Origin of the sequence: Herbaspirillum lusitanum, from assembly GCF_046025995.1 — a bacterium.
Lineage (GTDB): Bacteria > Pseudomonadota > Gammaproteobacteria > Burkholderiales > Burkholderiaceae_D > Herbaspirillum > Herbaspirillum lusitanum_A.
Genome location: NZ_JAQQFM010000006.1, coordinates 330,954 through 344,398, shown reverse-complemented (window position 1 = coordinate 344,398; position 13,445 = coordinate 330,954). Strand labels below are relative to the sequence as shown.

Annotated in this window: 9 protein-coding genes; 4 read left to right on the top strand and 5 right to left on the bottom strand. The window is 60.6% G+C overall.

Translation table 11 applies throughout. From position 1 onward, the window contains the following. Window positions 1-38: 38 nt before the first annotated feature. Window positions 39-1,451, top strand: coding sequence for an FAD-binding oxidoreductase (locus PQR62_RS15300; RefSeq protein ID WP_408158832.1), 1,413 nt, complete (start codon window positions 39-41; stop codon window positions 1,449-1,451). A 128-nt stretch (window positions 1,452-1,579) separates the two neighbouring features. After that, window positions 1,580-2,152, top strand: coding sequence for a hypothetical protein (locus tag PQR62_RS15295; RefSeq protein WP_408158831.1), 573 nt, complete (start codon window positions 1,580-1,582; stop codon window positions 2,150-2,152). Window positions 2,153-2,292: 140 nt separating this feature from the next. Here the strand turns inward: PQR62_RS15295 and PQR62_RS15290 are convergent, their stop codons facing one another. Together PQR62_RS15290 and PQR62_RS15285 are read right to left on the bottom strand one after the other, a co-directional pair. After that, the gene (locus PQR62_RS15290) at window positions 2,293-3,927 is read right to left on the bottom strand and encodes a methyl-accepting chemotaxis protein (protein WP_408158830.1); all 1,635 of its coding nucleotides are present in this window, start codon (window positions 3,925-3,927) and stop codon (window positions 2,293-2,295) included. A gap of 436 nt (window positions 3,928-4,363) precedes the next feature. Then, window positions 4,364-6,457 (bottom strand): putative bifunctional diguanylate cyclase/phosphodiesterase, encoded by a 2,094-nt coding sequence (locus PQR62_RS15285; protein ID WP_408158829.1) that lies wholly within the window; start codon window positions 6,455-6,457, stop codon window positions 4,364-4,366. 607 nt (window positions 6,458-7,064) lie between these two features. Between PQR62_RS15285 and PQR62_RS15280 the strand changes: the two genes are divergently transcribed. Next, window positions 7,065-8,351 carry a phospholipase A gene (locus PQR62_RS15280; RefSeq protein WP_408158828.1) on the top strand — a complete coding sequence of 429 codons (1,287 nt, stop codon included), beginning with the start codon at window positions 7,065-7,067 and terminating at the stop codon, window positions 8,349-8,351. A 116-nt stretch (window positions 8,352-8,467) separates the two neighbouring features. On the opposite strand, the gene gorA is transcribed toward PQR62_RS15280, so the two are convergent. Further along, entirely contained in the window at window positions 8,468-9,835 is a 1,368-nt protein-coding gene (gene gorA, locus PQR62_RS15275) for a glutathione-disulfide reductase (RefSeq protein ID WP_408158827.1), read from the bottom strand. An 89-nt stretch (window positions 9,836-9,924) separates the two neighbouring features. Then, window positions 9,925-11,583, bottom strand: coding sequence for an ABC transporter permease (locus PQR62_RS15270; protein ID WP_408158825.1), 1,659 nt, complete (start codon window positions 11,581-11,583; stop codon window positions 9,925-9,927). A 356-nt stretch (window positions 11,584-11,939) separates the two neighbouring features. Between PQR62_RS15270 and PQR62_RS15265 the strand changes: the two genes are divergently transcribed. Then, window positions 11,940-13,109 (top strand): ABC transporter ATP-binding protein, encoded by a 1,170-nt coding sequence (locus PQR62_RS15265; protein WP_408158824.1) that lies wholly within the window; start codon window positions 11,940-11,942, stop codon window positions 13,107-13,109. Between the two features lie 77 nt (window positions 13,110-13,186). On the opposite strand, the gene PQR62_RS15260 is transcribed toward PQR62_RS15265, so the two are convergent. Further along, complete coding sequence (locus PQR62_RS15260) at window positions 13,187-13,414, bottom strand: hypothetical protein (protein ID WP_408158823.1); 228 nt, start codon at window positions 13,412-13,414, stop codon at window positions 13,187-13,189. Window positions 13,415-13,445 lie beyond the last annotated feature (31 nt).

The window sequence follows — 13,445 nt, the reverse complement described above, 5'->3', positions numbered from 1 at the left end:
CCCATTCCTGCCCATAGACATCACTCATCAGCCGCCCCATGGAAGAATTCCTGCAAGCCTGCCGCGCCGTGCTCGGCGCTCAGCATGTATTGACCGACGCCGCCGATCTGAGCGGCTATCTGACCGATCAGCGCGGCCGCTATACCGGCAAATCGCCGGCAGTGCTGCGCCCGGCCGATACCGGGCAGGTCGCGGGCTTGCTCAAGCTCTGCGATCAGTATCGCGTGCCGCTGGTGCCGCAAGGCGGCAATACCGGGCTGGTGCTGGGCAGCGTGCCCGATCAGCAAGGCAATGCAGTGGTGCTGTCCTTGAAGCGCATGAATCGCGTGCGCGCGGTCGACCCCGTGAACAATACGATGTCGGTGGAAGCCGGCTGTATTCTGCAGCACATCCAGCAGGAAGCGGCTGCGCAGCGGCGTCTGTTTCCGCTGTCACTGGCGGCCGAAGGCAGTTGCACCATCGGCGGCAATCTCTCGACCAATGCCGGCGGCACCGGCGTGCTGCGCTATGGCAATACGCGCGAACTCTGTCTGGGACTGGAAGTAGTGACCGCGCAGGGAGAGATCATGAGCAGCCTGCGCGGCCTGCGCAAAGACAATACCGGTTACGATCTGCGCGACCTGTTCATCGGCGCGGAAGGCACGCTGGGCGTGATCACCGCCGCAGTCCTCAAACTTTATCCTCAGCCGCGCGCGCAAGTCACGGCGCTGGCGGCGCTGCAAACACCGGCACAGGCGCTGCAATTGCTGAGTCTGGCGCAAGACCGCTGCGGCCCGGCGCTGACCGCCTTCGAGCTGATGTCGGATTTCTGCCTGCAACTGGTGTTCAAGCATTTTCAGGATCAGCGCATGCCCTTCGGCACTTCGCATCCGCAGTATGTGCTGCTGGAACTGTCGGACAGCGAATCGGAAGAGCACGCGCGCGCGATCTTCGAAGAAGTCATTGGCAATGCGCTGGAGCAAGGCATCATCGACGACGCCGTGATCGCGGCATCGATGGCGCAGTCGAAAGCGCTGTGGCAACTGCGCGAAAACATTTCCATGGCGCAGGCGCACGAAGGCAAGAACATCAAGCACGACATTTCGATCCCGATTTCACGCATTGCCGAGTTCATCGAACTGACAGACAAACTGGTGCAACAGGCCGCGCCGGCCTGCCGCATGGTTACCTTCGGTCATCTGGGCGACGGCAATCTGCATTACAACGTCTCGCCGCCGCCCGGCATGCAGGACACCGATTTCATCGCGCAGCAGGCGGCCATCAATCTGGTGGTGCATGACAGCGTCGATAATTTTGGCGGTTCGATCTCGGCAGAACACGGATTGGGCGCACTTAAACGCGAAGAAATCACGCGCTACAAATCGCCGGTCGAACTCAAGTTGATGCGCACCATCAAAAACGCCTTGGATCCGCACAATCTGATGAATCCGGGCAAGGTGATACAGGTCTGAGCCGGCCAGCTTGACTGGCGCCGGGCTTCGAATTCAAGCCGGGCAAAAAAAGGGAATGAAGCGGACAGGGAGCATGCATGCGGACCGACATCGGTCTGCATTTTTTGCCGACCTACTGAAAGTCTGCCATGCCTGTACACGCCTGCTGTTCGCTGTCCTTTACTGCGCACTTCCTCTCCAGGCCGATGCGCCTGCGCTCCCGCACGGCTGCCTCGATGCTATTGGCCTTATTGGCCCTGATCAGCTTAAGCGCGCAACACGCGAGCGAAGCCGCCATCTACAAATGCAAAAATGGCGATACGTTCAGCTACAGCGATCAGCCTTGTCTCAATGGCGAAGTACTGGCGTTGCCATCTGGTGAAAAACCAGGAGCGGCAGGCGACAAAGCTGATACACGCGCGCGCGGCCAAGCACATCTGCAACAGGAAAAAGTCCGGCTGAAGCAATTAGAGCAAGAGAAAAATGCAAGCAAGACGGCTGCGGCGCAAGAGCAAAAACGCCGGCAGCAGCAGTCGAAATCAGAGGCGGCTGCGCGCAAGAAATGCGATAGCCTGGCGCAGCGCAAACGCTGGGCGGAAGAAGATCTGGCCAGTCTGCAAGCCGGTGCAACCGCCAAAAAAGAAGCACAGATCGAGAAAGCCAGACGCAAGGCGAGACGTGCCGCCGAACTGCATCACGCCGGCTGCAGCGCCGCGCCGTAAAGGCTGCATCCTCATTCCCTGCCGATGAAAACGCCGCATTGCCGATGAGGAAAATGCGGCGTTCAAGTTTGTCCCTTTTATTGCCAGCTAACCCGGCATCGAGCGCAATGAAAAGCAGAGCGCGGTAACCCCGGCTCGGCTCATGACAGCAAAGGACGCGCCGGCGTGATATCCCGGCTGCGCGGCGCATTCATCGCCATGCCAGGCGCCGGCAGCGCCGCACCGCTCAGATTGAACACGCTGACCAGCTCGGCCAGTTTCGCCGCCTGATCCTGCAGCGATTGCGCAGCAGCCGCTGCCTGCTCCACCAGCGCCGCATTCTGCTGGGTGTTTTCATCCATCTGCGTGATGGCGCGATTCACCTCTTCGATGCCGCTGCTCTGCTCCTGGCTGGCCGCCGTGATTTCGCCCATCACGTCGGTCACGCGGCGCACGCTGCCGACCACTTCCTGCATGGTCACGCCGGCCTGCTCGACCAGCTTGCTGCCGACGCCGACCTTTTCCACCGAATCGTCGATCAGGGATTTGATCTCTTTGGCGGCAGCCGCCGAACGCTGCGCCAGCGAGCGCACTTCCGACGCCACCACCGCAAAACCGCGGCCCTGCTCGCCGGCGCGCGCCGCTTCCACCGCGGCATTCAGCGCCAGGATGTTGGTCTGGAAGGCGATGCCATCGATCACGCTGATGATGTCCACGATCTTGCGCGAAGATTCATTGATCGAGCTCATGGTCTGCACCACCTGATTGACCACCTCGCCGCCCTGCACCGCGACTTCGGACGCCGACGCCGCCAGCTGATTGGCTTGCTTGGCATTGTCGGCATTCTGCTTGACGGTGGAGGTCAGCTGTTCCATCGCCGAGGCGGTTTCTTCCAGCGCGCCGGCCTGTTGCTCGGTGCGCGACGACAAATCCAGATTGCCGCTGGCGATCTGCGATGAGGCGGTGGCGATGGTGTCGGTACCCAGCCGCACATTGCTGACAATGTTGCGCAGATTGGTATTCATGTCTTGCAGCGAACCCAGCAATTGCCCGGCCTCATCCTTGCTGCGCGGCTTGGATTCCGTCGTCAGATCGCCCGCCGCCACGCGCCGCGAGATCTTGACGGCGACGTTGAGCGGCCGCGTGATGCTGATCGTCAGAAACCAGGCACAGGCCACGCCGAAGGACAGCATCAGCGCCTCCAGCACGCCGAGCGTGATGGCGCTTTCGTGCGCGATCTCGGCGTTTCTCTTGCTCAGTTCATCCAGAGTCTTGCGCTGCACCATCATCAGCGCTTCAACCCCTTCCTGATAGGCGCGCGCCGCCGGCACGTAATCCTTTTCCAGCGCCACGTTGATCATGTCCTGATCCGGGCTGTCCTTGGCCTTTTCCTTGTAGATGACGTCACGCGTCGACAGGTATTGCTTGCGCAGGCCGGCTATCTTGTCGAACAACTGCTTTTCGTCCTCCGAGACCAGCAGCTCCTGAATCTTCTTTTGCAATTCACTGGAAACGCGGGTGGCCTCGTCGGTTTCAGGCTTGAAGAAGGCCGACAAGGACTTGTCGCTGCTCTTGGCGACGGCGGTGGCGCGCCGGATGCCCGCATAGGTATTGCGATACCAGTCGGAAATGAAACGCTCCTTGGCAATCGGCTTTTCCATCATGGTTTGCGTCGCTTGCGACAGACTCTGCAAGCGCCAGACGCCAATACCGGTAATCAGCGCAGACAAGCCCAATATCACTGCAAAGCCAAGCGCCAATCGCTTGCCGATCTTCATGTTGGTGATGATGTTCATTTCCCCTCCCACGGTTTATATGCAAATATTTCTGATGCGTGCTGCTTTTCTTGTTGCCGCCGCCATTGTCCTTTCCGACACGACGCGACACGTCTCGATGCGGACGTTGCCATCGCTCGCTGCGGCCGGCATATTTATTAGCATTCAGCCATCCATCTTGCCTCAGTCCCACAGCGCTCATAGGCCGAACAGCAGCGCACAGGCACGCCAGTTTTTTGGATGGATAAGCGCATACCGATACCCATGAGAATGATGAGAGACGGGAATACCGGCGAAAGATTTCCGGCGAAAAACAAAGGGGCAAAAACTGCAATGGCGGGATTAAATCCGGACAAGCGAAGGAGAGGAAAAAAGCACCGGACAAAGAGCGAAATAAAAAATGGCATTGCCGGACGACAATGCCATCTATCGCCTGCAAGGCGAGGCCCTTGATGAATCAGGCCCGCTTGCCCTGCGGATAATCTGCGGTCAGCGCCGTCATGAATTGATCGGCCGGCACCGGCCGCCCCATCAGATAACCTTGCAGCGCGTCGCAACCGACCGAGGTCAGGAAGTCTTGCTGCAATTGTGTCTCCACGCCTTCCGCGACGATGCGCAGGTTCAGCGTGCGGCCCAGCGCCACGATGGCCGAGACGATGGCAGCGTCTTCCGTGCCATGCGTCAGATCACGCACGAAGCCGCGATCGATCTTCAGCTCATTGGCCGGCAGGCGTTTCAGATACAGCAGGCTGGAGTAGCCCGTGCCAAAGTCGTCGATGGAAATATCCACGCCCAGATCGGAGATCTTTTGCAGAGTCTCCATGCTGGTGGCGGTGTCGTGCATGGCGGTTGATTCGGTCACTTCCAGCGTCAGGCATTGCGCCGGCAAACGATGGCGCAGCAGCGTTGCTCTGACCACATCGATCAGGCCGTCGTGGGCAAATTGCAAAGCCGACAGATTGACCGCCATCTTCCATTTCGAATGCCCTTGCTCATACCAGACGCGCATCTGGCGGCAGGCCTCGTCCAGCACCCATTCGCCGATCGGCACGATCAGGCCGGAGCGTTCGGCCAGGCCGATGAAGTCATCCGGACCGATCAGGCCGCGCACCGGATGTTGCCAGCGCAGCAAGGCTTCGGCCCCCAGTACATTGCCGTCGGGCGAGCTGAACTTGGGTTGATAGACGAGGCTGAATTCCTTGCGCTGCAGCGCCCCGCGCAAGTCCTGCAAGAGCTGCAACTGATTGCGCGCGTTGGCATTCATCGAGGCTTCAAAGAAGTGATAGCCGTTGCGGCCGCTGCGTTTGGTGTGATACATCGCGGCGTCGGCGTTGATCACCAGATCGTGGCGCGTCTTGCCGTCTTCCGGATAGATGGCGATGCCGACGCTGGCCGAGACGCGCAATTCATTTCTTTCGATGACGAAGGGTTCGTTGACGGTCTCCACCAGCTTGGCGGCGATAGACATGGCGTCGTCCGGCTCCTTGAGTTCCATCAGCATCACGAATTCATCGCCGCCCAGACGCGCCACCGTGTCGTGCGCACGCATCACCTGCGCCAGCCGTTTGGCCACGTGCACCAGCAGCATGTCGCCGATGTGATGGCCGAGCGAATCGTTGATGGTCTTGAAGCCGTCCAGATCCATGAACATCAGCGCAAAGTGGCCCTGCTCGCGTGCGGCCTTGTGAATCGCCTGCGTCAGACGATCTTCCAGCAGGGTGCGATTGGGCAGTTTGGTCAGATGGTCATGCAAGACCATCTGCGTCAGCTCTTCATTGGCTTCGGCCAGCGAACGCGCCAGTTTGGCGGTGCGCGATTCGAGCCGGGCATCAAGCACCGAGGTCAGCAAGGCAATGGTCAGCACCGACAGCGTGACGATCACGATCAGCACTGCCAGCCAGCCCGGGCCGACGCCTTCGCGTACCGCCGTGCAGACGCTGCCGGCCGGGAAATTGGCCGCCGCCATACCGGTGTAGTGCATGCCGACGATGGCAATCCCCATGACCACCGCAGCGCCACAGCGCGCAGCTTTTACGTGAGGCGTGTTCTTGCGCAGACGGAAGGCAATCCACAAGGCGGCGCAAGAGGCGCTGATGGCAATTGCCACCGAAGCGGCAAACAGCACTCTGTCGTATTCAATGCCGGGCGCCATGCGCATCGCGGCCATGCCGGTGTAGTGCATGGCGGCAATGCCGACGCCCATCAGCAAGGCGCTGTTGAAGAGGCGCCGCAAGGGCAATACCGGCTGGCTGACAATCCACAATGCGAAGCCGGACACCGCCATCGCGATCAGCAAGGACAAGCCGGTCAGCCAGAGGTCGTAACCCAGAGCAATCGGCAGACGGAACGCCAGCATGCCGACGAAATGCATGGACCAGATACCGATGCCCATCGCCACCGCGCCGCCGGCCAGCCACCAACGCGCCGCGCCGGACTGAGCCTGGCGTGCGTTGTTGACACGCTCGGCCATATCCAGCGCCGTATAAGAGGCGAGGATTGCGACCAATATGGATACGACAACCAGTAAATTGTCGTAAGAGGCGGTGAGCATGATGGCGCTATTTAGAAGGAAAAGATTGTTTTTATTGAATCAATTTGCGTTAAGTGGCGGGAAACTTACCATATTCAATATGAAAATTATTTCCCAGCGCCCCAAAATTGTCTTTAGGGAAATTCCTTACCTTGCAATACAACAGCGCCCTCAGGCAACTTTATGCGCCGGAACTGATCTGTATCTGGTGCGATTTGCAGCGCTGTATTCCGGGCCGTGGGGTAGACGCGATGTTCCGGGTATCTCATAGGAACCTGCGGACAATCGGCGAAGCCGGAAATCCTGGAAATGCTGGAAATGCTGGAAATACACATAAAAATTATGCGCAACTGCACAGAATAAGCAAGGTATTGCACAATGCACCGGCCTGCGCAAAGCACTGATACACCGATGCGCGCATGATACCCAATTGCCAGAACCGTGCAGGAAAGCGCCTTGATCAATTGTTATCGGCTGATTTCAACTCCAACTTTATAAAGAAAATATGCGCCGCGCCTTCTCTCTTTCAGCCCCGACGCCGGGCAGCAAGTCTCCAGCAAGTTCTGCACTCCCCCATTCTTTCCCTGAAATCCACCCAAGCCGTCACGCTTGCAGACAGCGCCATCGCATGCGAGGCCTGTCGCTGAGTCTGGCGCTGGCCGGGGTGCTGGGAAGTCTGAGCCTGGGCGCCAGCAGCTACGCCGAAGCCGGAGTTTCCATGCTACAGCCGCCCAAGCGCATCGATGCCACCAAACCGCTGACGCTGACCTTGCTGGTCAGCGAAGATGAACAGGCGCAGCACACGTATCAGTTGCCCGAGACGATTCTGGTGGCGGCCTCGGCCGACATGATCCCGCCGGTGCAGATCACGCTCACGCGCGACGCCGCCAGTGAAAGCGAGATCAGTTTGAAGAAGGGCGAGTTCCGCAAGGTGGCCTATCGCGGCACGCTGCCCGAACGGTTGCGCGGCATGGTGCGTATCGAACCCATCGGCCTGGATGCCTCGCCGATTCTGGTGGCGGTGATCCGCCCCGACGCCAACATGCCGCCGCTGGCGACAGCCCCCGATCTGCTGAATGCGCCGCTGGCCGATTCGTCCAGCAAGACCGCGCCGGTGGCGCCGGGCGCTTCGGTGGTGACGCCCGGCTCGAATGCCATCAGCAGCGCCAGCGCGCCAGCCGCCGAAGACCTGTTCAATGCTTCGCGCCTGTCCTTCAACGAGCCCATGTATTTCTCGGTCGGCAACAGCGGCGGCAATCGCAACGCCAAGTTCCAGCTGAGCTTCAAGTACCGCCTGTTCCTGCCGCAGGACCCTCGCTCGCGCGGCTTCCTCGACAATCTGTATCTGGGTTACACACAATTTTCGCTGTGGGATCTGAGCGCGCCGTCGGCACCGTTCCGCGATACCAACTATCGCCCCAGCGTGTACTACTTCCTGCCGGATCTGGGCATTCAGAACAGCGTGATCAGCCGCATGTCGATTGCCACCGGCCTGGAACATGAATCGAACGGCCGCGACGGCACCGAGTCACGCGGCGTTAACACTTACTTCGTCCAGCCCACCGTCAACTTCGGCAACCTCAACGATTATCACCTGAGCATCGCGCCCAAGGTCTACGCCTACCTCGGCCCACTGCGCGACAACCCGGACATCGCCGATTACCGCGGCCACGTCGACCTCAAGCTGGCCTTCGGCAAACCTGACGGCGTCGAATTTTCGACCATGCTGCGCAAGGGTTCGCGCAGCAACTACGGCAGCGTCGATTCGCAATTGTCGTATCCGATGTCCAAGCTGATCCCGGGCACCGCCGGCTACCTGGTAGCGAGCTATTTCTATGGCTACGGCGAGAGCATGCTGACCTACAACCAGAAGAGCACGCCGCAATTCCGCATCGGTTACGCACTGTGGCGTTGATGTCTGAGCCTGAAATCTGAAACGGCCTGACAGCCGTACCAATAAAAAAGAGCGGGATGACGATGTCGGTCATCCCGCTCTTTTCATTGGCGCCGGACATCGCCGGTACCGGGCATTCAGCTTGCCGGGGTACGCATCGTCACGAACTCTTCCGCTGCAGTCGGGTGGATGCCGATGGTGCTATCGAACTGCGCCTTGGTCGCGCCGCATTGCAGAGCGACCGCGAAACCTTGCACGATCTCGCCGGCCTCGCCGCCGACCATGTGTACGCCCAGCACCCGATCGGTCTTCCTGTCGACCACCAGTTTCATGAAGGTGCGTTCGGTATTACCGCTCAGGGTATTTTTCAGCGGCTTGAAACTGCTCTTGAAAATCGTCACTTCGCCGAAGTCCTTGCGCGCCTCTTCTTCGGTCAGACCGACCGTGCCGACATTCGGATGGCTGAATACCGCCGTCGGAATGTTCTGGTACGAGATGCTGCGCTCGTTCTTGCTGAACAGGCGCGCGGCGACCACCATGCCTTCGGCCAGAGCCACCGGAGTCAGCGCCACGCGGTCGATGACATCGCCGATGGCCAGTATCGACGGCACATTGCTGACGAAATCGGCGTCCACTTTCACTGCGCCGTTTTTCTCCAGCACGACGCCGGCGTTTTCCAGCCCCAGCTTGCCGGTATTGGCGGAGCGGCCGGTGGCAAACAACACGCATTCGGCTTCCAGCGTTTCGCCGTTGCTCAGCGTGACCTGCTTGACGGCGTCTTCGCCGGCATGGCTGGCGGCCAGCGCCTCGATGTTGGCCTTGAAGACCACGCGTATGCCCTTCTTGACCAACTCATCGGCGAGGAACACGCCGAGATCGGCATCCATGGTGCGCAGCAGTCGTTCGCCGCGATACACCAGGGTGACCTGGCTGCCGAGGCCATTGAGAATCGAGGCTAGCTCCACCGCGATGTAGCCGCCGCCCATCACCACCGCGCGCCTGGGCAGCCCTTTGAGGTGGAAGAATTCGTCCGAGCTGATGCCGAACTCCTTGCCCGGAATATCCGGCGCGCTGGGATGGCCGCCGGTAGCAATCAGAATGTGTTGAGCGGTGTAGCGCTTGCCGTTGACGCTGACGGTGTGCGCATCTTCCACCGTGGCATAGCCTTCATGGATGGCCACGCCGGCGCCGTCCAGCAATTTGCGATAGATGCCGTTGAGATGCAGGATTTCCTTGTCCTTGGCGGCGATCAGCGCAGCCCAGTCGAAGCTCGGTTTGTCCTTGAGCGTCCAGCCGTAACCGGCAGCATCGTCGAAATCTTCGTGGAAGTGCGCACTGTAAGACATCAGTTTCTTGGGGATGCAGCCGACGTTGACGCAGGTACCGCCCAGATATTTGCTTTCGGCAATCGCCACGCGCGCGCCGTATTGCGCGGCAAAGCGGCTGGCGCGCACGCCGCCGGAGCCGCCGCCTATGGTGAAAAGATCGTAATCGTATTGGCTCATTTTTTTCTCCGTATTGGGGGCGTGCTGTTGTCGTGCCGCCTGAATCAGCATCGTACAGGACTGCACAGTTTGAGGCTGGCGGCGGCGATTCAAGCCCCCGCGCTCTGTCTGCGGTTTCTGCCGTCCAGCGCACGGGTGACCAGCAACACCGGAATCAGCCCGACCGCGACGATGCTCAGCGCCGGCAACGCGGCCTCGCCGAGACGCTCATCGCGCGCCAGATTGTGGGCGATCACCGCCAGCGTGTCGGTATTGAAGGGCCGCAACAACAAGGTCGCCGGCAACTCCTTGACGACATCGACGAACACCATCAGCGCCGCCGTCGCCAGCGAACGCCATAGCAAGGGCATGTGCAACAACCAGGCGATGCGCGCGCGGCCGCTGCCAAGCATGCGCGCCGCCTCGTCAAAGCTGGGCGGAATCCGCGTGTAACCCGACTCCACCGATTGCACGGCGACGGCGGTGAAGCGCACCAGATATGCATAAATCACACCGGCCGAGCTGGCCGTCAGCAGCACCCCGGCCGAGCTGGCGGGAAAGCGTGCCTGCACCCAGGCCAGCGGCAACAAAATGCCGATCGCGATCACCGAGCCGGGAATCGCGTAGCCCATGGCAGCCAGCCGCGTCACTGCCTGCAACATCCGGCGCCGGGTGCGCGGCAGATCGCCGGCGCGCTGCGCAAGGCTCAGTCCCAGCGCCAGCACGATCGCCGCCAGCGCCGCCATGCCGCCGAAGCGGAAGCTGTTCCAGACCCAGCCAAGGTAGCGTGCTCCGTCAAACAAGGCGGTCTCGCCGACCTCTGCCGCGCTGCTCAGATAAGACATCTCGCCGGTCAGCAGCTTGAGCAGGATCAGCACCGGCAACACAAAACCCAGCAACACCGGCAAGCCGCAAACCAGCCAGGCCAGCAACACACGTCCACCCCGCAATTGCGGCAGCCGCGCTTCGGCGCCGTCATCGCCACGATAGCCGCGCACGGTGGCAAAACGCATGCGCTGCTGCTCGCGCCGCTCGACCCATAACAACAAGGCGACGAACAACAGCAGCACCGAGGCATATTGCGCTGCCGCCAGGCGATCATCCATCACCATCCAGGCCTTGTAGATACCGGTGGTGAACGTAGTGAGGCCAAAGTAGGCGCTGACGCCATAGTCGGCCAGGGTTTCCATCAATGCCAGCGCGGCGCCGGCCATCAAGGCCGGCCGCGCCAGCGGCAAGGCCACGCGCCAGATGCGGCTGCGCAGCGGCGTGCCCAGCATGCGCGCGGCTTCCATCAAATGAACGCCGCGTTCGCTGAGCGCATTGCGCGCCAGCAGATACGCATAGGGATACAACGTAAACACGAATAGAAAAATGGCGCCGGTCAACCCGCGCACATCGAAACGAAGACCGGGCATCCATCCACGCAGGGCCGTTTGCACCGGCCCGGCATATTGCAGGAAATCGGTATAGGCATACGCGCAGACGTAGGCCGGCATCGCCATCGGCAACAGCAGCGCCCAGGACAGGAAGCGCTTGCCGCGAAATTCAAACAGGCTGGTGGTCACCGCGGTACCGGCGCCGACCACGATCACCCCCAGCGTCACCAGCAGCGCGAGCCATCCCGAGGTCGCCAGATAACCCGGCAGCACAGTCTCCAATTGCTGCTGCAGGGCATCGATGCCGGCAGCGTCCAGACCTGTCCATGCGCCAAGCACGCCGAGGATGGGCAAGGCGATGAACAAGGCGAGTAGTCCGATGATGTGCATGGGCGATTTGTATCGATGATGTGATGATGCTGTTGATGGCTTGTGTCGCACAGATCACGATGACGTGCATTGCGGCGAGGTTCAGCATCCGTCGCGCGCTGTGCGGCAGAGACTGAAAACTCATCGCCACAGCCGGTAAAACAGAGTGCAGCGAAAGTCTTGGGCTACACTTGCGCGAGATGCGAATTGTAACCATTCCTGAGCGAGAGACAGCAGATTGCGCTGCCCGGATCTCAACAGATCTGCACGGCGAGCTTGGTGACTGGTGCTCAGACCCGGCGAATCATGCAATTCAGTCGCCCTCTTCCGATTCAAACGACCACGCGCTTGCGTAGTCTCCAACTTTACGGTGACCGATGTTCCTGCAAGTCGATCAAGTCAGCGTGGTGTATCCACGCAATCCGAAACCGGCGGTCGAGGCCGTCTCACTGCAAATTGCAGCAGGCCAGCTGGGTGTGCTGATCGGCCCGTCCGGCAGCGGCAAGACCAGCCTGCTGCGCGCCATCGCCGGACTGGAACAGCCGGCCGCCGGCAGCATCACGCTGGATGGCCGTCAACTGGATGGCCCCGGCGTACGCATCAGCGCCGAGCAGCGCCGCATCGGCATGGTGTTTCAGGATTTTGCACTGTTCCCGCATCTGAATATCACCGCGAATGTCGGCTTCGGTCTGCCGCATCTGAGCCGCCAGGAACGCGCGCAACGGGTAGAAGAGATGCTGGCGCTGGTCGGGCTGGAAGACGCGGGCAAGAAATTCCCGCATCAATTGTCCGGCGGCCAGCAGCAGCGCATTGCACTGGCGCGCGCGTTGGCGCCGCAACCACGCCTGCTGTTGCTGGATGAACCGTTTTCGAGTCTAGATGTGGAATTGCGGGAACGGCTGGCCGCCGATGTGCGCGAAATATTGAAACAGACACACACCACCGCCTTGATGGTGACGCACGATCAGATGGAAGCCTTTGCCATCGCCGACGTGGTCGGCGTGATGCAGCAGGCGCAGCTGGAACAATGGGATGACGCCTATTCCCTGTATCACCGCCCCGCTACCCGCTTCGTGGCCGATTTCATCGGGCATGGCGTATTTCTGCCGGGGCGACTGGTGCCGGGCAAGGGTGAGGGCGATGGCGAGAACAAGGACCATGAAAATGGCGCAGTCGCCATGGCGACCGCAATCGGCCTGCTTGATGCGCCGGCCGATACCGTGCCGCCCGGAATGCCATTGCGCTCTGGATTAGCCCAAGCGAAAAACGGCACAAAGCTGATCGAAGCACATACCCGAATGAATCAAGGCGCGCTCTACGACGTGCTGCTGAGATCCGACGACGTCGTTCACGACGATGCTTCGCCGTTCAAGGCGCGCGTCGTACGCAAATCGTTTCGGGGAGCGGAGTTTCTCTACACGCTGGCGCTGGAAGATGGTCAGCAAGTGCTGTCGCTGGTGCCTTCGCATCACGATCATGAGATCGGCGAGCAGATCGGCATCAGGCTGGACGTGTCGCACGTCGTGGCGTTTCCGCGCCAGGCCTGATCCGGGAGTTGCGGTTGCAGTGACAGCTTCAGGTTCCTTTGCCACCGCTTGGCGGCTGCAGTATTCAGCCTGAGCGATCAGCCGCGTGCTTTGGACAGCACCAGCAGCCAGCGGCGGAACAGCAGGATTTCGACGTGACCAGGCTCAAGACCTGCGCTGCATTCGATGATGGGGTTGACGCGGTAACGGCGCACGTAGCTGTCGCGGCAAGCGAAAATCTCGCGGCGGCCGAAACGCAGGGCAAAAGTGGACGGGCTGGATTCCAGACCAAAGCGAGCGCCTGAAGCAAGATCGAAGTGTGTCATGGCAGTGTTTCCCTCTTGTTGAAAGAGGCTC

Bases quoted from the DNA above. Each gene is read 5' to 3' on its own strand.
- PQR62_RS15290 (WP_408158830.1), bottom strand. From the start codon at position 3,927: ATGAACATCATCACCAACATGAAGATCGGCAAGCGATTGGCGCTTGGC.
- PQR62_RS15270 (WP_408158825.1), bottom strand. From the start codon at position 11,583: ATGCACATCATCGGACTACTCGCCTTGTTCATCGCCTTGCCCATCCTC.
- PQR62_RS15265 (WP_408158824.1), top strand. From the start codon at position 11,940: ATGTTCCTGCAAGTCGATCAAGTCAGCGTGGTGTATCCACGCAATCCG.
- PQR62_RS15280 (WP_408158828.1), top strand. From the start codon at position 7,065: ATGCGAGGCCTGTCGCTGAGTCTGGCGCTGGCCGGGGTGCTGGGAAGT.
- gorA (WP_408158827.1), bottom strand. From the start codon at position 9,835: ATGAGCCAATACGATTACGATCTTTTCACCATAGGCGGCGGCTCCGGC.
- PQR62_RS15285 (WP_408158829.1), bottom strand. From the start codon at position 6,457: ATGCTCACCGCCTCTTACGACAATTTACTGGTTGTCGTATCCATATTG.
- PQR62_RS15260 (WP_408158823.1), bottom strand. From the start codon at position 13,414: ATGACACACTTCGATCTTGCTTCAGGCGCTCGCTTTGGTCTGGAATCC.
- PQR62_RS15300 (WP_408158832.1), top strand. From the start codon at position 39: ATGGAAGAATTCCTGCAAGCCTGCCGCGCCGTGCTCGGCGCTCAGCAT.
- PQR62_RS15295 (WP_408158831.1), top strand. From the start codon at position 1,580: ATGCCTGTACACGCCTGCTGTTCGCTGTCCTTTACTGCGCACTTCCTC.